Annotated in this window: 23 protein-coding genes and 1 tRNA gene; 13 read left to right on the forward strand and 11 right to left on the reverse strand. The window is 68.8% G+C overall.

All coding sequences use genetic code 11. The annotated features are described in order from the left end of the window. Positions 1–92 precede the first annotated feature (92 nt). Positions 93–1,205, forward strand: coding sequence for a globin domain-containing protein (locus WH85_RS26025; protein WP_045744631.1), 1,113 nt, complete (start codon positions 93–95; stop codon positions 1,203–1,205). On the opposite strand, the gene WH85_RS26030 is transcribed toward WH85_RS26025, so the two are convergent. Continuing rightward, positions 1,199–2,728 (reverse strand): peptide deformylase, encoded by a 1,530-nt coding sequence (locus tag WH85_RS26030; RefSeq protein WP_045744632.1) that lies wholly within the window; start codon positions 2,726–2,728, stop codon positions 1,199–1,201. The genes WH85_RS26025 and WH85_RS26030 overlap by 7 nt on opposite strands. A gap of 362 nt (positions 2,729–3,090) precedes the next feature. Between WH85_RS26030 and WH85_RS26035 the strand changes: the two genes are divergently transcribed. Both WH85_RS26035 and WH85_RS26040 read left to right on the forward strand, forming a co-directional pair. After that, positions 3,091–3,822 carry a ferric iron reductase gene (locus tag WH85_RS26035; protein WP_045744697.1) on the forward strand — a complete coding sequence of 244 codons (732 nt, stop codon included), beginning with the start codon at positions 3,091–3,093 and terminating at the stop codon, positions 3,820–3,822. Positions 3,823–4,113: 291 nt separating this feature from the next. Beyond that, a complete protein-coding gene (locus WH85_RS26040) occupies positions 4,114–4,443 on the forward strand; it encodes a nucleoside triphosphate pyrophosphohydrolase family protein (RefSeq protein WP_045744633.1) in 330 nt (109 codons plus the stop codon). Positions 4,444–4,456: 13 nt separating this feature from the next. Here WH85_RS26040 and WH85_RS26045 read toward each other — a convergent pair. Next, positions 4,457–4,541, reverse strand: a tRNA-Ser gene (locus WH85_RS26045). Between the two features lie 67 nt (positions 4,542–4,608). Between WH85_RS26045 and WH85_RS26050 the strand changes: the two genes are divergently transcribed. From WH85_RS26050 to WH85_RS26065, 4 genes are all read left to right on the forward strand, one after another. Next, the gene (locus WH85_RS26050) at positions 4,609–5,571 is read left to right on the forward strand and encodes an NAD(P)H-quinone oxidoreductase (protein WP_045744698.1); all 963 of its coding nucleotides are present in this window, start codon (positions 4,609–4,611) and stop codon (positions 5,569–5,571) included. A 157-nt stretch (positions 5,572–5,728) separates the two neighbouring features. After that, a complete protein-coding gene (locus WH85_RS26055) occupies positions 5,729–6,331 on the forward strand; it encodes a DUF4352 domain-containing protein (protein WP_045744699.1) in 603 nt (200 codons plus the stop codon). Between the two features lie 486 nt (positions 6,332–6,817). Further along, complete coding sequence (locus tag WH85_RS53160; RefSeq protein ID WP_245674094.1) at positions 6,818–7,678, forward strand: C40 family peptidase; 861 nt, start codon at positions 6,818–6,820, stop codon at positions 7,676–7,678. Between the two features lie 366 nt (positions 7,679–8,044). Then, complete coding sequence (locus WH85_RS26065; protein ID WP_045744634.1) at positions 8,045–8,575, forward strand: YbhB/YbcL family Raf kinase inhibitor-like protein; 531 nt, start codon at positions 8,045–8,047, stop codon at positions 8,573–8,575. 95 nt (positions 8,576–8,670) lie between these two features. Here WH85_RS26065 and WH85_RS26070 read toward each other — a convergent pair whose 3' ends face one another. After that, positions 8,671–9,384: a class I SAM-dependent methyltransferase gene (locus WH85_RS26070; RefSeq protein WP_045744635.1), complete on the reverse strand. Its 714-nt coding sequence runs from the start codon at positions 9,382–9,384 to the stop codon at positions 8,671–8,673. Between the two features lie 277 nt (positions 9,385–9,661). Here WH85_RS26070 and WH85_RS26075 point away from each other — a divergent pair, with 277 nt between their 5' ends. Both WH85_RS26075 and WH85_RS53815 read left to right on the forward strand, forming a co-directional pair. Further along, positions 9,662–11,650 carry a DUF6311 domain-containing protein gene (locus tag WH85_RS26075; RefSeq protein ID WP_083449269.1) on the forward strand — a complete coding sequence of 663 codons (1,989 nt, stop codon included), beginning with the start codon at positions 9,662–9,664 and terminating at the stop codon, positions 11,648–11,650. A 112-nt stretch (positions 11,651–11,762) separates the two neighbouring features. Continuing rightward, the gene (locus WH85_RS53815) at positions 11,763–11,891 is read left to right on the forward strand and encodes a hypothetical protein (RefSeq protein ID WP_281179083.1); all 129 of its coding nucleotides are present in this window, start codon (positions 11,763–11,765) and stop codon (positions 11,889–11,891) included. 38 nt (positions 11,892–11,929) lie between these two features. On the opposite strand, the gene WH85_RS26085 is transcribed toward WH85_RS53815, so the two are convergent. The 3 genes from WH85_RS26085 to soxR are packed head-to-tail and all read right to left on the reverse strand — an operon-like array spanning position 11,930 to position 13,567. Next, positions 11,930–12,430 (reverse strand): hypothetical protein, encoded by a 501-nt coding sequence (locus tag WH85_RS26085; protein ID WP_052720797.1) that lies wholly within the window; start codon positions 12,428–12,430, stop codon positions 11,930–11,932. Between the two features lie 7 nt (positions 12,431–12,437). Continuing rightward, positions 12,438–13,067, reverse strand: a complete 630-nt coding sequence (locus WH85_RS26090) for a DUF433 domain-containing protein (RefSeq protein WP_052720798.1) — start codon at positions 13,065–13,067, stop codon at positions 12,438–12,440. A gap of 56 nt (positions 13,068–13,123) precedes the next feature. Further along, a complete protein-coding gene (soxR, locus tag WH85_RS26095; RefSeq protein ID WP_245674096.1) occupies positions 13,124–13,567 on the reverse strand; it encodes a redox-sensitive transcriptional activator SoxR in 444 nt (147 codons plus the stop codon). 46 nt (positions 13,568–13,613) lie between these two features. Between soxR and WH85_RS26100 the strand changes: the two genes are divergently transcribed. Both WH85_RS26100 and WH85_RS26105 read left to right on the forward strand, forming a co-directional pair. Further along, positions 13,614–14,288, forward strand: a complete 675-nt coding sequence (locus WH85_RS26100; RefSeq protein ID WP_045744637.1) for a thiamine pyrophosphate-dependent enzyme — start codon at positions 13,614–13,616, stop codon at positions 14,286–14,288. A 2-nt stretch (positions 14,289–14,290) separates the two neighbouring features. Beyond that, entirely contained in the window at positions 14,291–15,157 is an 867-nt protein-coding gene (locus WH85_RS26105; protein ID WP_211275443.1) for a transketolase family protein, read from the forward strand. Here the strand turns inward: WH85_RS26105 and WH85_RS26110 are convergent, their stop codons facing one another. Then, the gene (locus WH85_RS26110; protein ID WP_245674097.1) at positions 15,158–15,625 is read right to left on the reverse strand and encodes a hypothetical protein; all 468 of its coding nucleotides are present in this window, start codon (positions 15,623–15,625) and stop codon (positions 15,158–15,160) included. Between the two features lie 117 nt (positions 15,626–15,742). On the opposite strand from WH85_RS26110, the gene WH85_RS26115 reads away from it, so the two are divergent. Then, a complete protein-coding gene (locus tag WH85_RS26115) occupies positions 15,743–16,165 on the forward strand; it encodes a PH domain-containing protein (RefSeq protein ID WP_045744640.1) in 423 nt (140 codons plus the stop codon). 2 nt (positions 16,166–16,167) lie between these two features. Here WH85_RS26115 and WH85_RS26120 read toward each other — a convergent pair whose 3' ends face one another. Together WH85_RS26120 and WH85_RS26125 are read right to left on the reverse strand one after the other, a co-directional pair. Continuing rightward, positions 16,168–17,082 (reverse strand): rhomboid family intramembrane serine protease, encoded by a 915-nt coding sequence (locus WH85_RS26120; RefSeq protein WP_045744641.1) that lies wholly within the window; start codon positions 17,080–17,082, stop codon positions 16,168–16,170. A gap of 23 nt (positions 17,083–17,105) precedes the next feature. Continuing rightward, positions 17,106–17,630 carry a peptidylprolyl isomerase gene (locus tag WH85_RS26125; RefSeq protein ID WP_045744642.1) on the reverse strand — a complete coding sequence of 175 codons (525 nt, stop codon included), beginning with the start codon at positions 17,628–17,630 and terminating at the stop codon, positions 17,106–17,108. 168 nt (positions 17,631–17,798) lie between these two features. Here WH85_RS26125 and WH85_RS26130 point away from each other — a divergent pair, with 168 nt between their 5' ends. After that, on the forward strand, positions 17,799–18,347 hold the full coding sequence (locus WH85_RS26130) for a hypothetical protein (RefSeq protein WP_045744643.1): 549 nt from the start codon (positions 17,799–17,801) through the stop codon (positions 18,345–18,347). A gap of 6 nt (positions 18,348–18,353) precedes the next feature. Here the strand turns inward: WH85_RS26130 and WH85_RS47400 are convergent, their stop codons facing one another. Both WH85_RS47400 and WH85_RS26140 read right to left on the reverse strand, forming a co-directional pair. Further along, positions 18,354–19,370 (reverse strand): type VII secretion protein EccB, encoded by a 1,017-nt coding sequence (locus tag WH85_RS47400; RefSeq protein WP_052720799.1) that lies wholly within the window; start codon positions 19,368–19,370, stop codon positions 18,354–18,356. Positions 19,371–19,396: 26 nt separating this feature from the next. Then, positions 19,397–20,512: a magnesium and cobalt transport protein CorA gene (locus WH85_RS26140; RefSeq protein ID WP_045744644.1), complete on the reverse strand. Its 1,116-nt coding sequence runs from the start codon at positions 20,510–20,512 to the stop codon at positions 19,397–19,399. Positions 20,513–20,650 lie beyond the last annotated feature (138 nt).

Below are 20,650 nucleotides of genomic sequence, written 5' to 3' on the forward strand. Positions count from 1 at the left end.
CACACCTAATTCGCCAAACGACGCGCCGGAGAGGGTGACGAGTCGCACTTTTGGTGCGTCGTGTACCCGACTGCGCTGACCACCCTGAATGCATGGGAGACCTCGCACGCTTGCTCAAGGAGAGCTGGAGCCTCGTCGAGGAGCATCAGGACAAGGTCGCCGGCTATTTCTACGCCCGCATCTTCCTGTCGCACCCGGATCTGCGTGATCTCTTCCCGGTGCACATGGACGTGCAGCGTGCCCGGCTGCTGGGCGCGATCGTCACCTCGGTGCAGACGCTCGGCGATCCGGACAGGTTCGACGACTACCTGCGTGCGCTCGGCCGGGACCACCGGAAGTTCCACGTGGAACCGGAACACTACGAGGTTGTGGGCGGGGCATTGATCGAGGCGATGCGAGCGTTCGCCGGCGAGGAGTGGGGTGTCGAGTACGACCAGGCGTGGGCGGACGCGTACGCGGTGATCGCCTCGAAGATGCTGGCCGGGGCGGAGGCCGACACCAGTCCGCCGTACTGGTATGCCGAGGTGGTGGCGCACGAGCGCCGCTCCAGCGACATAGCCGTCTTCACCGTGCTGCCGATGCAGCCGCTGGACTTCCGGGCCGGGCAGTACCTGAGCCTCGAGTGCCCGCGTCACCAGCCGCGGCTGTGGCGCACCTACTCGCCGGCGAACGCCCCGCGGCGTGACAACACGCTGGAGTTCCACGTCCGCGCGGTCGGTGCCGGCTGGGTGTCCAGCGCGCTGGTCCGCAAGCTCGCGGTCGGCGACATGATCAAGCTGGCCGCGCCGATGGGTGCGATGACGCTGGACCGGCGGTCGACCAGGGATGCGGTGTTCGTGGCCGGTGGGACCGGCCTGGCGCCGATCAAGTCGCTGCTGGAGGAGCTGACCCGGTACAACCGGACCCGCTGGGTGCACGTCTTCTTCGGTGCCCGCAACCGCGACGACCTGTACGACCTGGCCGAACTGAACCGGCTGGCGGCCCGCTATCCGTGGCTGTCGGTGGTGACCGCGTGCAGCGACGACCCCACCTTCTCCGGCGAGCAGGGGAAGATCTCCGACGTGGTGTCCCGGTACGGGCCGTGGCAGGAGCACGACTTCTTCGTCTCCGGGTCGGGGGCGATGGTGAAGGCGACCCTGCGGAATCTCGCCGAGTTGCAGGTGCCGCCGATGCGCATCAAGTACGACAGCTTCACGGATCAGTAGTCCCAGGGGCGTCCGCTCTGCTGGTACTGCGCGACCGGCAGCAGTTTCGAGTCGGATTCCATCCGGTCGACGTAGAGCCGGCCCTCCAGGTGGTCGATCTCGTGGCTGATCAGCCGGGCCAGCGCCCGCTCGAACGTGGTGACCACCCGTGTCCCGTCGAACCGGGCGTGCTCCACGTGGATCTGCAGCGGTCGGGCCACCAGTCCGCGGTAGTCGAAGAACGACAGGCAGCCCTCATATTGCTCGTCGAGTTCCGGGGATTCGCCGACCACCCGCGGGTTGAGCAGGACGACCGGGTCGGTGTCGCGTTCCGGCGGGCGCACCACGGCGGCCGCCACCGGCACGCCGATCTGGATCGCGGCCAGGCCCACGCCCTTGCTGAACTCGTGCAGGTCCTCCAGCCGGCCCAGCGAGGTGAGCAGCCGGGTGACGGCCTCCTGGGCGGAACCGGTCTCCCGGGGCAGCTGGAAGTGCCGGGCCCGCTGCCGGAGCAGGTCGGAGCCGCGCTGGATGATGCCGATGCCCCGCATCTGGTGGGAGGCTCGCGGCAGGACCGGTTCAGCCGGCCCGAGTTCGTCGTAGACCGGGGCGCCCGCACCCCGGAATCGCCACTCCAGGCGGTACCGGGCGTTGAGCAGCGGCGCGTCGGTGGACCATTCGAAGATGGCGCGGCCTCCCTCGGTGTGGCGTTCCAGGGGGGTACGCACCGGCACCTCGGCGGCCAGCGAGGCCTCCACACCCCAGACCTGCGCCTCGAACGTCTCGGGGAAGTTGAGGCGGACCGTCAGCGAGCGGGTCGGCAGGCGTACGGCCCGCTGGAACCACTGGCCCCATTTCTCCTCGCCGACGGTGTACGCGTACTCGATCATCGTCCGTTCGCCGGGGTAGAGCGGGAACTGCCCGCGCTCGTTGGCGAACAGCAGCCAGATCTCCTTGGCGGCGTCCCGGTCGAGTTTGACCCGCCACTGCATCGGCTCGGCGGCCTGTCCCTCGCCGGCCAGGGCCCGCACATCCATCTCCTCGAACGTGAGCGGGTTGTCCCGGTGGTGGCGGTTGGAACCGGCCGGGTCGTGCGGGTACCGGTCCACGGAGATCTTCGCCAGGTAGCGGGTGACCGGTTCGACACCGGCGTTGTAGAGGGCCCGCCGCACCCGGCACCGGTACGCGCCGTCGGTGTAGATCAGCTCGGCGATCTCCTGCTCCACGACGAGCCCGGTGCCGGGTGGCAGCCACTGGACCGGCACGGGCGGGTCACGGTGCAGTGTGGACCCGCGGGCGTGACGGAGTTCGTCGTACTCCTGGAAGCGTTGCCAGATCATGCCGCCCGCGCCCAGGACCGCTTCGGCCCGGCGGGCGAAGTCCTCGGTGGGTTTGTGCCGGCGGCCTTCGACGTGGCTGACGTAGGAGGGATCGAAGCCCATGCGCGCGGCAAGTTGCTTCTTGGTCATCCCGCGCTCGACCCGCCATTGCGCCAGCGCCGTAACGAACTGATCTGCGGCCCGTTCAATGGGCGAGGTGGTCATCACGGATGTCCCCTTCGCGACGGCACATTCAGTGTCGCCGCGTCAGGTGTCCGCACGGAGTTAGTAGCGCGTTGCCGACAGATACCTTGACGAATCCGCCAACGCCGCAACGCTACGTCAAGTAATCATAGCCTTGGGTATTCGTCCGAAAGATCCCGGCGGGGACTGTGGTTAGGCTACCCTTAACCGAGTACGGTGGGTCGCCTTGAGGCCGTTCCGATCAGATCCCGGCTAGGAGTTGCGGTGACCCAGCGTTCCGTGTCGTCACTGGCAGGCGGCTGCCCGTGACGATCACCCTGGAACTCACCCGCTCCCTGCGATTCGGCGAGCCCCTGGCCCCGATCACCGCGACGCTGCAGGCCATGTTCGGCACCAGCACCGAGATCCCCGGCCTGGCCGCGGACCTGATCGTGCCGCACATGGCGGGCTGGACACCGACCGCCCGGCTAGCCGACATCCACCTCGCGACCCTCCTCGACGCGGCCGGCGCCCGCTGGAACGCGCAGCCGCACGCCGCCGCCGCGCTCGCATGGAAGGCCTACACCTACTGGCTGACGTTACCCGCCGTGCTCGGCTGGGCCTCCGCGCGCCGAGTCCCGCTGCTCACCGCCAGTAATGCTGTCATGCATTTCGATGACTCCCGCCCCCTGATCACTCTGGGTATGCATCCGGACACTGAAATCGCCATCCTCCCCAGTGATCCTCTGGCGGCGAGCGGCCACCCGAACGTCCGCGTCGTCCCCGACGAGGCCGCACTGCTGACCGAATTCCGCCGCTCCGTCTTCGACGAACACCTCGGCCCGCTGCTCGACGCCCTCCACACCACGGTCCGTCTCGGCAAGCGCCCCCTGCTGGGTTCCCTCGCCTCCGGCATCGCCTACGGCATCCTGCGCTCGGCCGACGCGGTCCCCGGCCTCCCCGGCTCGTCCGAGGAGAACATCGACGCGCTGACCGGCGCCCTCGGCATCCGCGACCTGATCGAGCTGCACCCGGGCCCGGCCGGCACCCTCGAGCTGCGCCGCAAAACCTGCTGCCTGGCCTTCACCCTGCCCACCCCGAAGGTCTGCCCCGGCTGCTGCATCAAAACCGCATAACCCTTCCGGGGGTACGCGCTGAGGACTTCTGTCACGAGACCGGCTTCGACTCATCCAGCGCTGACGCTCTGCCATCGGCGGGGGTCTCGACCGGCAGGTGTGCCGGGCGTACGGAATCCCGAGCGGTCGGCGTCCTGTCGGCCGGCTCCTCGCAGGCGGCGAGCGCAGCCGTCGCGGCGATTCCGGCCACAAACGCGGTCGTCTCGCCAGGTGCGGTCACCGAGTGTCGGTCATGCATCCTCGTTCGGCCGCTGCTGGGGTGAGCTGTCGGGACGACAGTAGGGTCCCGGAATGCGCATGGACGACTACCAGCAGGCCGCTCTCCGCACCGCCGCCCCTCGCGACAAGCACAACGAGGTGTTCCATCTGCTGCTCGGCCTGGTGGGCGAGACCGGTGAGATCGCCGAGAAGGCCAAGAAGATCGTGCGGGACCGGGGCAGCGACTTCACCCGCTGGGACACCGGCGATCTGACGAAGGAGCTGGGTGACGCCCTCTGGTACCTGGCGGTCCTGGCCGACCACTTCGGCCTGAGTCTGGAGGACATCGCCGCCCAGAACATCGCCAAGCTGGCCGACCGTCAGAGCCGGGGTGTCCTGGGCGGCAGCGGCGACGACCGCTGACGGAACCACGGAGCGGAGGACGTGGGATTCGAACCCACGAAGAGTTTCCCCTTACCGGTTTTCAAGACCGGCGCCATCGGCCACTAGGCGAGTCCTCCCGTGATGCCGCTCCAGTCTGCCACCCGCCCGGGTTTCTTGTCGTACCGGTGGGGCAGAGTCGGATTCATGCACGCGATCGTGATCGACAACAAGCAGTTGGTGAGCGCCGAGGTGCCCGTTCCGGAGGCGGCGGACGGCGAGGTCGTCGTCGAGGTGACCGCCGCCGCCGTCAACCGGGCCGACGTCCTGCAGCGCCAGGGTTTCTATCCGCCGCCGCCCGGCGCCTCCCCCTATCCGGGGCTGGAGGTCTCCGGGGTGATCAGCGCGATCGGTCCCGGTGTCGAGGGCCGGCATGTCGGTGAGCGGGTCTGTGCCCTGCTCGCCGGTGGTGGCTACGCCGAGCAGGTCGCCGTCCCGGCCGGGCAGCTGCTGCCGGTTCCGGCCGGCCTGTCGCTGGTGGAGGCCGCGTCGTTGCCCGAGGTGGCCTGCACGGTCTGGTCCAACGTGGTGGACCGGGATCGTCTGCGGCCGGGTGAGACGCTGCTGGTGCACGGCGGCGGCAGCGGCATCGGCACGTTCGCGGTGCAGCTCGGCAAGGCGCTCGGCGCGCGGGTGATCGCCACCGCGAGCGCGGCGAAACACCAGCGTCTGGTCGCTCTGGGCGCCGATCTCGCGGTCGACTACAAGACCGATGATTTTGTACGGGCTGCTCGCACCCTGACCGGCGGAAAAGGTGTCGACGTGATCCTCGACATCGTCGGTGCGAAATACCTGGCCCGCAACATCGAGGCGCTGGCGCCGGACGGCCGGATCTCGGTGATCGGCATGCAGGGCGGCGCCCGTGCCGAGCTCGACTTCCAGCAGTTGATGGCGAAACGCGGCCGGATCTCGTCGACGTCGTTGCGGGCTCGTCCGGTCGCCGACAAGGCTCGGATCGTGGCGGGTGTGCAGGATCGGGTGTGGCCGCTGGTCGCCGCCGGCCTGGTGAAGCCGATCATCCACGAGACGTTTCCGCTGGCCGATGCGGCGCGGGCGCATCACCTGATGGAGTCCGGCGAGCACTTCGGAAAGATCATCCTTCTGCCCTGATCACTCTTTCCGGGGAACTTCAGCAGAGGTATATGCCGGATATTGTCAGATATGCGGCGAGTCGCGACGTCCTTTTGGCGCGCCGCACCCAGCATGGGCAACGGACAACGTGTCCGGTTTGACCGACACGTCCCGTATCCGATTGCTGGGGGACTCCGTGACGTACGCACCACATGGCTCCGCGACCAACCGGGTCGCCGCGCTGTTCGACTACGACGTCATCGACGCGCAGACGACGCGCGTGAAGACCCGGAACTGGATCGGCGGCGGAATCGCCGCCGTGTTCACGCTCGTCGCATTCGGCACCTGGGCGGTGGTGACCGCCGATCACCGCACACCCGCACAATTGCGGGCACTTCCCGGCGCCGCGCTCGCCGGCACCTTCGAATTGGCGGTGACCGACCTGAGGTGTGGCGTGGACTCGGTCGGCCCGAGCGGCATGGAACAACGGCCCTTCGGACAATTCTGTCTGCTCGGCGTGACGGTGAAGAACGCCGGCACCGAGCCGGAACTGTTCGACAGCGGCGCGCAGCGTGTCTATGACGCCAACGGAGTAGCTTACGCGGTCGCCGACCAGGCCGCGGTCTTTCTCAACGATCACGAGACCACGCTGCTCGACGAGATCCGCCCGGGTGACACCGTCGCCGGCGTGTTGCCGTTCGACGTCCCGTACGGTGCGCGCCTGTCCGAGGTGTCGGTGCACGGCTCGATGTCGACGCCGGGTGTCCGGCTGTTGCTCCCTCCCGAGGAGGAGCAGTAGCCGAAAAACGAACCCGCTCCAGCACCGCACACCGTTTATCGGCCCGTGATCGGCAAAAAATTACGTGAATCCGGCCACGTTGGATTCGATGGTGTGTTGGCATGGTCCACGGAATAAGCACGGTTGTCCGGGTTCCCATTGCCCTCATAGAACGAGGACAAACGAACGGTGGGACGCTTTCCGCCGTTCATCAGATGGGATTCGCGTGAGTGCCCCGGGCCTAAATCGGAGGCAACACTGCACGGTTCGTCCACACGCCGTGCGTTGACCGCCGGCGCTATCGCGCTGGCCGTCATCGCACCGGCCCTAGACTCCGCCGAGCACGCCACAGAGGCCGTGACAACGCCTCCCCAGGCCCTGCCGGCAACGCCGGAGAACCCGGAGATCCCGCTGCGAGCGGCCATCCGGGAGCGGCAGCAACGCATCGTTCACGCTTCACGATCGCTGCGGACCGTGCCTCTGGTCGATCCACCACTGCAGAGTCCCTTGCGGAGCGATCTCCGGGACATCGCGCTCCGGGCACCCGGCGAAAGAGCACTGTGGGTGCGGGCTCTGGGCGAGCGAGCCCAGGGAGAGAACCTGTTGGACGCCGGCGTGCAGAGCCGTCTGCTCGCCAGGCGGGCCGGTCCGCGGGCGCTCCGCTCGTTTCCGCTGGTACGGCCTGGTGCGACGGCACTTCCGGGCGGCCGTCCCGCAACGGCACCGCCCCGCAGCCAGGTCAAGCCCCGGAGCACGCTGAAACCGCGCAGCGTGGTGAACCGGGCGATCCGGGCCGTGGAACGCGCCGCGCGAACCAATGCTCGCCGGGTGGACCGTGGACTCCGTCTCGCTCGTCCCCAGCAGCTGGCCCGGACCGCGGCGCACCGGGCCCTGGCCGAGCAGCGGCGGATCCTCGCACAGCGGGCCCTGGCCGAGCAGCGGCGGATCGCACTGGCGAACCGCGTCAAGCACCGGCGGATCGCGTTGGCGAACCGGGCCACGATGCGCCGGTCCGCCGTGCTCCGCAGGACGAGCGTGCGGAACATGCGGGCGGTCGTGGCGTTCGCGCGGGCCCAGGTCGGCAAGCGCTACGTCCGTGGTGGTGAGGGCCCGAACGGTTTCGACTGTTCCGGGTTCACCAAGCGCGCGTACGCCCGGGCCGGTCTTCGCCTGCCGCATTCGTCCGGGGCGCAGGCCCGCCGGGCGCGGCCGGTGTCGCGGGCCAAGGCCCGTCCCGGCGATCTGGTGGTCGGTCGTGGTCATGTCGGCATCTACATGGGCCGCGGCATGATGATCGACGCGGGGAACTCCCGGACCGGCGTGGTCTACCGCAAGCTCTACCGCGGTCTGCGGGTCGCACGTCTGTGACGACCGGCGCCTGTTTCGTGGGGGCGGGCACTGAGTAGTGGCCCGGCCATTCTGACGAAGCAGGCGCCACGGGCCGGACAGCAGTCAGCACCCGCCGTTCGCTGACGGGTGCCGACTTGCTGACCGCCGTCTCCGACGACCGATCGCGACCAGGCGCGGGGATCTCTGCCACACGCACCCGGTCGGATGTCTGACAAAAGCATGACCCGGCTTCCCTCGAGGTATGCGCACCACCTGTGCGTTTACTCGTTCGGGTGACGGAGTCCGGTTATCCGGACGAAAAGCGCTGGTCACGTCAGACGGTTAGTCTCGGCCCATCGTGGGTAGTCCTGCTCAGTTCCTCACCACGTCGCCGGAGGCCTGAACATGAGTCTTGACCGAGCCCTGGCTCCCGACCCGTACGATCTTCTGCCTCCGGTCCCGTCGTTCACGGTGACCAGCGCGGACGTGACGGACGGACAGCCGCTCGACGTGCTCTTCGTGCACACCAGCGTGGGTGGCAAGAACCTGTCGCCGCAGCTCGCCTGGTCCGGGTTCCCCGAGGAGACCCGTGGGTTCGTGGTCACCTGCTTCGACCCCGACGCGCCGACCGGCAGCGGCTTCTGGCACTGGGTGCTGGTGAACCTGCCGGCTTCGGTCACCGCGTTGGAGCGCGGCGCGGACCCGTACCCGGATGGTGCGTTCTGTGTCCGTAACGACTACGGCGAGCGGAACTACGGCGGTTCGGCGCCGCCGCCCGGCGACCACCCGCACCGGTACGTGTTCGCGGTGCACGCGATCGACGTCGACCGCCTCGACGTGACCCCGGACGCGACTCCGGCGTACGTCGGCTTCAACCTGGCCTTCCACACCCTGGCCCGGGCCACCGTCCGGCCCACTTTCCAGGTGCGCGCCTGACCCGGAGAAGAGATCCGCTCCTGAGGACAGCGAAGGCCGCCGGCTGAACCGGCGGCCTTTCTGGAGAACTACGAATCTGAAAAGTCACGCACGCCTCAGCGCGGCACGCGTCCCACGCAGAAGACCGACTGACCGAACGGCGGCTTCATCAGACTCTCGGCGGCCTTGGTCACCGGCAGCACCGTGCTGTCGTAGAACTTGACCATCGGCCCCTCCTTGGGGGCGAGCTTGAAGATGCTCGTGGCGCCGTAGTAGCCGATCAGACCCAGCGCGTTCGCGTAGTGGATCTTCTCGATCTCGAGGCCGGCCTCGGTGAAGGCCGAGGAGAGCGTCTTCTTGGTGTAACGCCGGATGTGACCGGTCGCGATGTCGACCTGACTCATCGCGAACATGAAGGCCGGCACGATGATGATCACGCGGCCACCCGGGCGGACCAGGTCCTTCATGCTGCTCAGGGCGCCGACGTGGTCCTCGATGTGCTCGAGAACGTTGTACGACACCGCAGCGCTGTACTCCCCGTTGGCCTCCGGCGCCGGAAGCAGCATCTGCTTCACGTCGATGTTCGGACGCTCCGCCATGCGCTCCTTGAGGAGCACCAGGCGGTCCGGGTCGGCCTCGGTCGCGGTGAACCGTGGCAGGTGCTCCGACCACTCCAGCGCATAGTCACCGAGACCACTACCGATCTCGATGGGGTTGTCGCCGAGATAGGGGAGAGCAAGCTCGACGAACCACCGACGGTGGTTCACAGCCGTGGCGAGGCCTTCGAGCACTTCGGACTGGATCCGCTGGTCTCCAGTGATGTCTGCCATAGGTGAGGTTCCCTCATCTTGCCGATCTGAGTTGCAGCGGGACCGGTGAAGTTAACCATCTGACGCGCCTATCCGAAAGTTGAGCGCGGGTCGACACCGATTTTTTGGCCTGATTGAGACATAGGCGGTGCGGGCACTCGTACGGGTTACGCACCTCAAGTCCACCAGGTGGACGCGAGTCTCGGACACGCGGAAAACACGCGTACATATCGTCTCTATCACGCCTGCGGCGCTCACCGCTGTTCTCTTGGAAACCTCGGTTAGGCTCGCCGATGCTATGACGATTACGGGTTATGACTCGACAGGCCAGTCGACCGGCGAGAACGTTCTCCCGCCTCGTCAGGTGACCACCACCGACGATCTGGATGCGGAGCTGCGCGCACTGGAGAGCGAGGTCGCCGCCGAACCGGCGACGATCCTCTCCACCGAGACGGACAAGGCCGATGAGCAGGAGATACAGCCTGCCCGTCGCCGCCTTCCATGGCGCGTGCTCACGTGGCGCGACGTCCTGGCCATCGCCTCTTTCGCCGCCGTGGCCCTCTTCGTCACCGCACCCTTGTGGCTCAATCTTGATCATGAACTGCGTGATGATCCGCAGGATCAGGCTTTCTTCGAGTGGATGCTGGCACACGGTGCCCGCGTGCTCACGGATGGCGTCTATCCGTTCTTCTCGGATCGCTTGAATTACCCCGACGGGGTGAACATGATGGCCAACACCTCGGTGTTGGCCGTTTCGTTGCCACTGACGCCCATCACTCTTCTGTTCGGCCCGCATGTGGCCTTCAACGTATTTCTCACCGGCGCATTGGCATTAACCGGCGCTTCGTGGTATCTGGTGCTGTCCCGGCGCTTCGTGGCTTCCCGGGCCGCCGCCTGGGTCGGCGCACTCGTCGCCACCTTCGCCCCGAGCATGGTGTCGCACGCCGGCGGGCACCCGAACATCGTCTCCCAGTTCCTCGTCCCGCTGATCATCTGGCGCACGATCGAACTGCGTACCCCGCGCCGTTCCGTCCGTAACGGGCTCCTCCTGGCCGGTCTGCTGATCTGGCAGGCGTTCATCAACCTCGAGATCCTGTTCATGACCGCGGTCGGTCTCGGCTTCTTCTGCGCGGCCATGTGGCTGGTGCGGCGCAGGGCGAACCCGGGCGAACTCCGCCCGTTCCTCGCCGCCCTCGGCGTGACCGCGGTGACCACGCTCGCCGTGCTGGCGTACCCGCTGTCGGTGCAGTTCTTCGGCCCGCAGTCGTACCAGGGTCTCGCCGAGTTCGTCCGGGGCTTCGGCGCCGACCTGGGGTCGTTCGTGTCGTACTCGAGCCGCTCGGTGGCCGGCAACGACGCGGTCGCGGCCACCCTGTCGCAGAACCCCGCCGAACAGAACGCGTTCTTCGGGTGGGGGCTGGTCATCCTCTTCTTCGGGCTGCTCCTGTGGATGCGGCGTACCCCCGCGGTCCTTGCCCTGGGTGGGATCGCGCTGCTGTTCGCCGCCATGTCGCTCGGGCCGCGCATCATCCTCGACGGCGTCGACACCGGCATCCCGGGCCTCTGGTCGATCCTGCACAGCATCCCGGTCCTCGACTCGGCCGTGCCGACCCGGTGGGCGATGGCGATCGCCCCGATCGTCGGCATCGTGCTCGCCCTCGGCTGCCAGCGCGCCGCCGAGATGGTCCGCAGCCAGCCGCACACCCGCGGACCGGTCCGGGTCGCGATGGCCACCGCGGTGGTGATGGCGCTGGTCCCGCTCGCCCCGACCCAGCTCGAGACCGTGCAGATGGACCCGGTGCCCGAGTTCGTCACCTCCGGCGCCTGGCGCGAGTACGTCGACGACGACCACGCCGTGGTGGCCCTGCCGCTGCCGGACAGCAGCTACCCGGACCCGCTGCGCTGGAGTGCCGAGACCGGTCACGACATGCGCATCGCCGGTGCGTACGCGCTGCTGCCGAACGAGAACCCGCAGAACCCGGCGGACCGCACCGCGGTCTTCTCGCCGCCGTGGCGGCCCACCAGCGGCCTGATCACGTCGATCCGGATGGGCAACCCGATCCCGGAGATCACCGACGCCCGCCGGGAGATGACCCTGGCCGACCTGCGGTACTGGAACGCCGCGGTGGTGGTGCTCACCCCGCAGACCCGCGACATCGAGATGCTCCGCACGATGTCCGAGCTGCTCGGTTTCCGGCCCACCTGGACCGGTGGCGTCTGGCTCTGGGACGTCCGTGACCTGGTCGACGACCCGGAGGCCCGGCCGGCCGCCGAGGGCGACCGCTGACCACCTCGACCTACCGGCGGCTGCGCTCGTCCTCCAGGTAACCCAGGACGGCGACCACCCGCCGGTCGGTCTGCTCGTCCGGTGTCAGGTCGAGCTTCGCGAAGATGCCCCGATGGCCGTGCCGAGGCCGCCGACCAGTTGTTCGAGGGCGGAGATGCCACGGTCCAGCGCCCTGCGGACCACCGAGGGCGACTCCTGCGCCGCCGTGGGCGGCGACACCCGCATCACCTGCGAACGCTGAACGACGGACGGCCCGGGCCGCCTTGAGGTTTCAACCCGTCACGAGACCGCGGGGTCGTTCACACCGGGCCGTCGCCGCTGGCGCGGTGGCAGATCGCCGGCACGCCCGGGCCAGTAGGCCGGGGGCTGCTCCTTCGGATCGCACAGCACGTATTGAGCCGGCCCGCACCGCACCGACTTGAGTAGCACGATCCGTTGACCGTCGGCCTTCTCCAACACGGGAACGACCGCGGTGAGACCAGCGATGACCGTAGCGATGGCTCCGCCCGCCGCCATCACACCTTTCCCGCTCTGTTCGAAGCGCACGTGATGGAATCCGTACTTTTTGATCAGCTTGCATTCGGCCTGGTCGTGCAACTGATTGACGTCGGCGGTCACGAGCACTTCGTAGCCCCGCGCGGCCAGGTCGGGCAAAAGCTTGAAGTCCTTCTTGCCTTTCCAGCCGATTCTCTGCACGTGATCGATCTGGTGCCACCGGAGAAGGTGGTTGAGCGGGTCGATCACCGGTTCGGGAACCTGCTCGTCCAACAGGATCTTCACCGAGTTGTCACACCGCCACGCCGTTGTAGTCTGCGACGTATCGATCGAGGGCGATCGCACCGGTCACACCCGCTTCACCGACCGACGGGTAGAAGTACGCGATGTCGTCCGCCTGCAGTCCGTCGTGGGCGAGGTCGGCGATGGTGTCGTACGGAATCCGGGTGTTCTCGATGCACGGAAAACCCAGCAGGGTCTCCGGATCGATCGCGACTCCCGGCTTGGGGCTCCGCAACGGCACGACCGGGGCCTCGTTCCATCCGATGAACTCCCCGAACACGTCGCCCATCGTGATGATGAGCCGTTGACCGGGCCTCTTGAGGATGTCGACGCTGCCCTCACCGGTAGCCCAGACGATGGTGTCGCCGTTGCCGTCGCCGACCAGGCGATAGTTGGCCAGATGATCGACGTCGGAGAGTCGATGCAGATTCGCGACGGCTCGCCGGATCTTCTGCAGAGAGAACCCGGTGCGCAGGGCGGCGAACGTCCGGATCGCGATCAGGTCCCGGAAGCTGTATCGGAGAGGGCGTTCGGGGTTCTCCTCGGGCACGAGAAGCGGGCTGGTCCCAGCCCGCCAGCCGCGGAGCTGATGAACGGTCACCCCGCCCAGTGCCGCGGTCAATCCCTCCGGATAGCCCATTCGACTGCCCTCCTCAATGGAATGGTAGCCACCGGTTGTAGATCACGTGCGCACATTCAGTCCGGGAGGGGGTTGAGTATCGCCTGGGGGCCGGCGCCCTGGACCGAGAGACGGTCGCTCGGGTTGACCAGCTTGCACCGCTGCAGCGACAGGCAGCCGCAGCCGATGCAGCCGCTCAACTGGTCGCGCAGCCGTTCCATCATCGCGATGCGCTCGTCGAGGCGGTGCCGCCAGAAGGCCGACAGCCGGGACCAGTCCGCCCTGGTCGGGGTGCGGTTGTCGGGGAGTGAGGCGAGTGCCTCGCGGATCTCGTCGAGGGAGACGCCGACCTGCTGCGCGATCTTGATGAAGGCGACACGGCGGAGTTCGGCGCGTTCGTAGCGGCGCTGGTTGCCGCCGGTGCGGGTGGCGTGGATGAGGCCCTCGCGCTCATAGAAGCGCAGGGCGGACTGGGCGACGCCGCTGCGGGCGGACAGTTCGCCGATGGTCAGGGACTCCACGCATCCTCCTTGAGCTGAAGTCAACTTCAAGTTGCAGCCTATGTCCATGACGGTAACCAGCACATCCGTCCACCGGCTACCGGCGCTGTTGAGCCGGATCACCGGGGACGAGAAGCACGCGCCGAGCGCCCACTCCACCCTGGACGTGCTCTGGACGCTCTACGACCGGGTGCTGAACATCAGCCCGGAGACCGTGGACGACCCGGCCCGCGACCGGTTCCTGCTCTCCAAGGGTCACGGCCCGGCCGCCTACTACGCGGTGCTCGCCGCGAAGGGCTTCATCCCCGAGGAGTGGCTGGACGGCGTCGCCGGATGGGACAGCCCGCTCGGCCACCACCCGGACGCCACGCTGATCCCGGGTGTGGAGATCGGCAGCGGGTCGCTCGGGCACGGTCTCGGACTGGCCGCCGGCGTCGCGCTCGGGCTCCGGGCGCAGGGCCTGCCCGGCCGCACGTTCGTGCTGCTCGGCGACGCCGAACTGGACGAGGGCTCGAATCACGAGGCCATCGCGTACGCGGCCGCCGCCCGCCTGCCGATCACCGCGATCGTCGTCGACAACCAGTCCGCGACGCACGGCTGGCCCGGCGGGATCGCGATCCGGTTCCCCGGATGGGGTGTCTCGCTGGTGAACGGGCGCGACCACGACGAGATCGAACACGCCCTGCGCATCGACGACCGCCCGCACCTGGTGGTCGCCCGGACCGAACCGAAGTGGAGCTGACCGTGCGGGATGTCTTCGTGGCGACGACGACGGCGCTGCTCGAGGAGGATCCGCGTACCGCGCTGGTGCTGGCGGACATCTCGGCGGACGCGTTCGCACCCGCCCTCCGTCGTCATCCGGACCGGGTGCTGAACGTGGGGATCCGGGAGCAGCTGATGGCCGGAGTGGGTGGCGGGCTCGCGCTGACCGGGATGCGGCCGATCCTGCACTCGTACGCGCCGTTCCTGGTGGACCGCTCGTACGAGCAGCTCAAGCTCGACCTCGGGCATCAGGACGTCGGCGCCGTGCTGGTCAGCATCGGTGCCTCGTACGACGCGTCGACGGGCGGCCGCACCCACCAGTCACCGGGCGACGTGGCCCTGTTCGACACGCTCGGCGGCTGGACCGTGCACGTGCCGGGTCACCGCGACGAGGTGCCGGCGTTGTTGCGTGCGGCGGCCGGGCACGACGGCCGGGTCTACATCCGGTTGTCGACGCGGGAGAACCGGGAACCCCACCCGACGATGCGGCCGATCGGATCCGGACGGGGTCCGCTGGTGCTGGCGGTCGGGCCGATGCTCGACCCGGTCCTTGCGGCGACCCGGGACCTGGACGTCACCGTCGTCTACACGAACACGCCACGGCCACTGGACGCCGAGGGCCTGCGGGCGCTGGCCGGGGACGCCGTGATCGTGGTCGAGCCGTATCTCGCCGGCACGTCGGCGGCCCTGGTGGCCGAGGCGATGAGCGGTCGCTCGTACCGGTCGTTGCACCTCGGCGTCGGCCGGGGCGAACTGCGCCGTTACGGCGACCCGGCGGACCACGAGCGGGCCCACGGCCTCGATCCGGCCGGGCTCCGCGAGTCGATCACCCGGTTCCTGAAGGTCTAGCTAGGCCAGGACCGGCACGGAGGAGGACACCGTCCGGGACTTCCGTGCCGGCGCCGGCTCACCCCGTTTACCGAGGAAGATCCCGCGCAGCGATTCCTCGGTCTCCGCCACCGCCACCTCGTCGCCGAGTCGCAGCCGGAAGCGTTCCCGGATCCCGTCCATGACGGTGACCGCGAGTTCGAAGCCCGGCCGGTCCACGTCCGCCCGCCAGGTGACGTTGCTGAGGTGGCGCAGGTTCGTGTTGAGGTGCAGGCGCTGCCGGCGCAGGGGCCAGGTCCGTTGCACGACGACCAGCCGGCGGCGGGTGAGCAGCAGGTGGTGACTGCCGGCCATCGGCTGTCCGGGCCGGGTGCAGCGGGTCACCAGGATCACCGGGTCGTCCGGCTCCACACACCGGGAGAAGATCGACAGGTGCCGGTGGGCGGCCGGATCGGACTCGGCGGCACGGTGGAACGTACTCAAGAACACGTCCATGTGATGTTTAACGGAAAATGAACGCCACGGAGGCGGGCGAGCCCGCTGAATATCGAATTACAGCAGCGCACCGATGGTGGTGCTGGTCATTCCCGATGCCATAGTGAACGCATGCACTGGCGCGTGAGACCCGTCCTGCCGATCACCAAACTGCTGGGCGCGACGGCCGTCGTGGTGCTGGCGACCGCCTTCGCCGGCGGCGACCGGGTCCGCTGGGTGATCGCCGCGGTGATCGCGGCCGGTCTGGGTCTCTGGGCGTTGCGCGACGTCCTGGTTCCGGTCCGTCTGACGGCGGACGCGGACGGCGTCACGGTGGTCACCGGATTCGCCCGGCGCCGGCATCTGCCCTGGTCAGAGGTTGAGCGGGTACGCGTGGACACCAGTGTCCGCCGCGGCCTGCGCAGCGAACTGCTCGAGATCGACACCGGCGAGGAGATCTTCGTGTTCGGTCCGCACGACCTCGGTGCGGTCCCGGAGGACGTCGCCACCGCGCTGGGCGACCTGCGCGCCACCGCCCGCGGTCTGCGGCCCTGAGGTCAGCCCAGGATGTTCTGGGTGCGCCAGACGGCCGCCACGACCAGCACCAGCAGCACCACGGCCAGACCGGCGGCCTGTTTGACGCCACGGTTCTGCTGAGGGGCGTACGCGAGGGCGAAGCTCGCGGCGGCACCGGCCGCCAGACCGCCCAGGTGACCGGCGATCGAGATGTTCGGGATCGTGAACGTGATGATCAGGTTGATGATCAGCAGCGGCATCAGTGAGCTGGTGTCGCGCAGCAGCCGCCGGTTGACCACGATCATCGCGATCACCAGGCCGAAGGTCGCCGTCGACGCGCCCGCCGAGGGCTGGTTCGGCGCCTGGAAGACGTAGGCCGCGACGTTGCCGCCGAGCCCGGCCAGCAGGTAGAGCGCGGCGAACCGCAGCGGTCCGAGCTGTGCCTCGAGATAACGGCCGAGCTGGACGACGAGCATCATGTTGAGCAGCAGATGCAGCACGCCGTAGTGCAGGAACATGCCGGTGATCAGGCGCCACCACTCGCCCTGGGCGATGCCGTGCACCTCGCCGTCGGCGTAGAGGGCCAGGCCCAGCACCTCGCCGAGGTCGGTGAGCGGGGTCCCGGAGCCCATCAGGCCACCGAACCCGCCACCGCCACCGCCGGCGATCGCGCCCGGGCCGCCCAGGACGACCGAGGCGACCATCACCAGCACGTTGACCGCGACGATGCCCTTGGTGACGTAGCCGAGCTGGCCGGCGCTGCTCCCCCCGAAGGCGGTGCGCGCCGGCCGCTGGCCACGATTTCCCTCTTTGACGCAGTCGGGGCACTGGTGACCGACCGCTGCGTCGTTCATGCAACTGGTGCAGATCGGACGATCACACCGGCTGCATCGGAGCATCGTCTCCACCGACGGATGGCGGTAGCACACCGGGACCGTCGACGGAGCCTCACTCATGGCACCAAAGGTACCCCGAGGTGTCAGGCGCGCTCGATCGTGACCCGCTCGATGACGACGTCCTCGCGGGGACGGTCGCCGGGACCGGTCGGGGTGTTGGCGATCGAGTCCACCACCTTGGCGGACTGGTCGTCGGCGACCTGGCCGAAGATCGTGTGCCGCCGGTTCAGGTGCGGGGTCGGGCCGACCGTGATGAAGAACTGCGAGCCGTTGGTGCCGGGCCCGGCGTTCGCCATCGCCAGCAGGTACGGCCGGTCGAAGGAGAGCTCCGGGTGGAACTCGTCGGCGAACTGGAAGCCCGGGCCACCGCGACCGGTGCCGGTCGGGTCGCCCGCCTGGACCATGAAGCCCGGGATGACCCGGTGCGAGATGGTGCCGTCGTAGTACGGCCCGCTGCCCGGCTGACCGGTGCGCGGGTCGGTGTACGCCTTGGTGCCCTCGGCCAGCTCGGTGAAGTTCCGGACGGTCGCCGGGGCGTGGTCCGGGAAGAGCTGCAACCGAATGGCGCCGTGATTGGTGTGAAGGGTGGCGTAAAGCTGCTCGGCCACGGGTACTCCCGTCTGCGTGGGGAACTGTTCTCGTGCAATTCGGATCCTCCCCCATGTCGTGGATCCGGCCGCGCGGGGGTACCCGAGAAGGCAACATGACGTGGGAGAAGACCACAGGAGGTGGGACTGGTGTTCGCAACGATTCGCCGCCGCAGCCGGAGCGCTCGGATGCGCAACGAGATCGGCCAGAGCGTGGATCACTTCAAGCGCGCTGCCACGATCGCGGCCAAGGAGACCAGCTCGACCGTCGGCCCGAAGATCAACGCCGCGCGTGACCGGGTCCAGCCGGCCGCCGGCAAGGCCCGTGACGCCGCCTCGAACAGCTGGGACAGCGCCCTCGCGGCTCTGACCCCGCTGGTCGCCGCCGCCACGGACAACGTCCGCGAGGCCGGCAAGACCAGCAAGAAGGCCGTCAAGCGGCAGGCCAAGGTCGAGCGTAAGAACGCCCAGAAGCTGCAGAAGCGGGCGTCCAAGGCGATGGGCCGCAGCTCCAAGAGCGGCCGCGGCAGCCGGCTGGCCGGGTTCGCCCTGCTCGGCACCGCGGTCGGTGTCGGCGCGGCGTACTACGCCAAGAAGCGCCGGGAGGCCCAGTGGGACGAGTACGACCCGGCGCCCCGCAGCGGCGCTGACGACGCGGCGTTCGAGCCGATCGAGCCGAGCGTCTACACCACGTCCAACGGGACCGTGACCGACAAGAGCGAGCAGAACCCCCGGTAACGACCGCTACGGACGGCCGGCCCGGACGGGGTCCAGGGCTGGTCCGGACGGCAGGTAGGCGACGAGCAGCGCCGGCACAGGCCGGGGCTGCTCGTCGGGGTATCCGAGGCGGTTCAGCAGTTCCGGGCCGGCCAGCGGGAAACGCAGTCCGGCGTCGGTGACCAGACTCACCTTCCGATCCGGGGTGGACGCGGCGGCCACGAGCGCCCCCGCACCCCGCGCTATGTGGATCCGGTCCACCGGGGCGGCCCCGCCGGGTGCCTCGCCACCCGGGAACGTGCTGTTCACGCGTACCCCGGCAGCGGTCGTGGAAGCGGAGAGCGTGACGCACGCGCTCGCCGGATCCGGCAGCAGGCCGGGAAGGACCGTCGGCGGGGCGGGCGCCTCCGGAATCGCCCGCAGCCACGCCGCCGCCACCGGCCAGGACGCTTGCGAGGCATCGGTCAGCGCCGCCGGCAGCAACACCCGATGACCGGAAAAGATCAGATGGGTACGCCCCCGAGCATCGTGCACCAGCAGGCCGCCGGACAACGCCGTGCCGCCCGCCGGGGACGCGCCCACCAGCAGGGTGCCGCGGGGCCGGCCGTCCACCACGGCGGTGCAGACCGACCAGTCGCCGTCGAGCAGATCCGCCGCGGCGGGCAGTGAATCCGGTGCGCCCGGAATGCCCAGTGGAGCACCAAGTGGCACTTCGGCCAGCCGTCGCGCCGACATCGTCGCGATCGCCGGCCGATCCTCTCCCACCAGCAGCAGACCCGACGTGTAGTTGAGGATCGGGTGCAGGCGGCCGTCCTCGCGACGAAAGACGTAACGCGCGCCGGACTCCCGTTCCTGCAGGATCACCCCGGGATCGGTCGGTGCGGTCAGCGTGTGCCCGGTGACCAGCCCGTAGACGGCGAACAGGCCGGTCAGCAGCACCGCGACCAGCAGACCGGTCAGCGCCCGGGCCCCGGCCGACCGCAGCGCCGGACGGGGTGGATCCGGATCGTGGCCGACCAGGGCCGCCACCGCGCGTGCCTGCACGGCACCACTCTATGAATCGACGGGCGTCAAAGCCATCCGTTGCGGCGGAACGCCCGGTACAGCAACACCGTGATCACCGACAACAGCAGGACCAGACCGGGATAACCGTATTTGAAGCCCAGCTCCGGCATGTAGTCGAAGTTCATGCCGTAGATGCCGGCGAACGCCGTCCAGACCGTGGCGATACCGGCCCAGGCAGCGATCTTGCGCATGTCGTTGTTCTGGTCGACGGTGACCTGCGCCAGCCGGGCCTGCAGGATCGAATTGAGCAGATCGTCGTAGGAGGAGACCTGCTCGACCGTGCGGGTCAGGTGGTCCTGGACGTCCCGGAAATACCGGCGGATCTCCTTGGGGACCACACCCTGACTGGAAGTGATCGCCGCCAGCGGGCGCTGCAACGGCACCACCGCCCGGCGGAACTCCACCAGCTCCCGCTTCAGCTGATAGATCTGCTGGATCGGGGCGGTCCGGTCCCGGGAGAAGACGCCCTCCTCGATCAGGTCCAGGTCGTCCTCGACCTCGTCGGCCACCTCGAGATAGTGGTCCACCACCCGGTCGGTCACCGCGTACGCCACCGCCCACGGACCCTGCTGCAACAGGACCGCGCGGCCGGTCTCCAGGTCGGCGCGCACCGGTGCCATCTCGGAGGCGTCACCGTGCCGGACCGTGATCACGAACCGCTCACCGATGAAAATCATCATCTGGCCGGTCTCGACCACCTGCGAACTCTCGGTCAACTCCTGATGCGGCACATACCGGGCGGTCCGCAGGACCAGGAAGTGCACCGCGCCGAACTGCTCCAGCTTCGGACGCTGCTCGGCCTTGACCGCGTCCTCCACGGCCAGCTCGTGCAACCCGTACGTCCGGGCGATCGCGGCCATCTCACCCGCCGTCGGCTCGTGCAGACCCAGCCAGACGAACCCGCCCTCACGCCGGCACGCCTCCACCAGCGCCTGGTCCGGGGTGAACTCACCGGGGATCCGCTCGCCACCGGCATAGACGCCACAGTCGACCACCGCGCTGACCGGACCGTGCACGCCATCCCGGTCGGTGTGCTGCTCGCCGCTGCCGAGGAGCCGGTTCACCCGGGCCGCCAACGACTTACCCAGGGGCTGGCCCCGGGTCCATGCACGCTCCGCCATGCGACCTCCCCCGGTTGTCCCAAACCATCCGAGGCTAGCCCTTCACCGGGCGGTCGAGTGCCGGGTGGGTGACCGCGAGTCGGCGGGGGGAAGGAATCGCGGGCACCACCCGGCATGGAGAGGTATCCCCACGCCGGG

Origin of the sequence: Actinoplanes rectilineatus (assembly GCF_000962825.1) — a bacterium.
GTDB lineage: Bacteria > Actinomycetota > Actinomycetes > Mycobacteriales > Micromonosporaceae > Actinoplanes > Actinoplanes rectilineatus.

Coding starts and splice junctions, on each gene's coding strand:
- WH85_RS26030 (WP_045744632.1), bottom strand. CDS start 2,728: ATGACCACCTCGCCCATTGAACGGGCCGCAGATCAGTTCGTTACGGCG.
- WH85_RS26035 (WP_045744697.1), top strand. CDS start 3,091: ATGTTCGGCACCAGCACCGAGATCCCCGGCCTGGCCGCGGACCTGATC.
- WH85_RS26070 (WP_045744635.1), bottom strand. CDS start 9,384: ATGGCAGACATCACTGGAGACCAGCGGATCCAGTCCGAAGTGCTCGAA.
- WH85_RS26120 (WP_045744641.1), bottom strand. CDS start 17,082: ATGAGTGAGGCTCCGTCGACGGTCCCGGTGTGCTACCGCCATCCGTCG.
- WH85_RS26065 (WP_045744634.1), top strand. CDS start 8,045: ATGAGTCTTGACCGAGCCCTGGCTCCCGACCCGTACGATCTTCTGCCT.
- WH85_RS26050 (WP_045744698.1), top strand. CDS start 4,609: ATGCACGCGATCGTGATCGACAACAAGCAGTTGGTGAGCGCCGAGGTG.
- WH85_RS53815 (WP_281179083.1), top strand. CDS start 11,763: ATGGCCGTGCCGAGGCCGCCGACCAGTTGTTCGAGGGCGGAGATGCCA.
- WH85_RS26100 (WP_045744637.1), top strand. CDS start 13,614: ATGACGGTAACCAGCACATCCGTCCACCGGCTACCGGCGCTGTTGAGC.
- WH85_RS26040 (WP_045744633.1), top strand. CDS start 4,114: ATGCGCATGGACGACTACCAGCAGGCCGCTCTCCGCACCGCCGCCCCT.
- WH85_RS26130 (WP_045744643.1), top strand. CDS start 17,799: ATGCGCAACGAGATCGGCCAGAGCGTGGATCACTTCAAGCGCGCTGCC.
- WH85_RS26075 (WP_083449269.1), top strand. CDS start 9,662: ATGACGATTACGGGTTATGACTCGACAGGCCAGTCGACCGGCGAGAAC.
- WH85_RS26140 (WP_045744644.1), bottom strand. CDS start 20,512: ATGGCGGAGCGTGCATGGACCCGGGGCCAGCCCCTGGGTAAGTCGTTG.
- WH85_RS26115 (WP_045744640.1), top strand. CDS start 15,743: ATGCACTGGCGCGTGAGACCCGTCCTGCCGATCACCAAACTGCTGGGC.
- WH85_RS26090 (WP_052720798.1), bottom strand. CDS start 13,067: ATGGGCTATCCGGAGGGATTGACCGCGGCACTGGGCGGGGTGACCGTT.
- WH85_RS26025 (WP_045744631.1), top strand. CDS start 93: ATGGGAGACCTCGCACGCTTGCTCAAGGAGAGCTGGAGCCTCGTCGAG.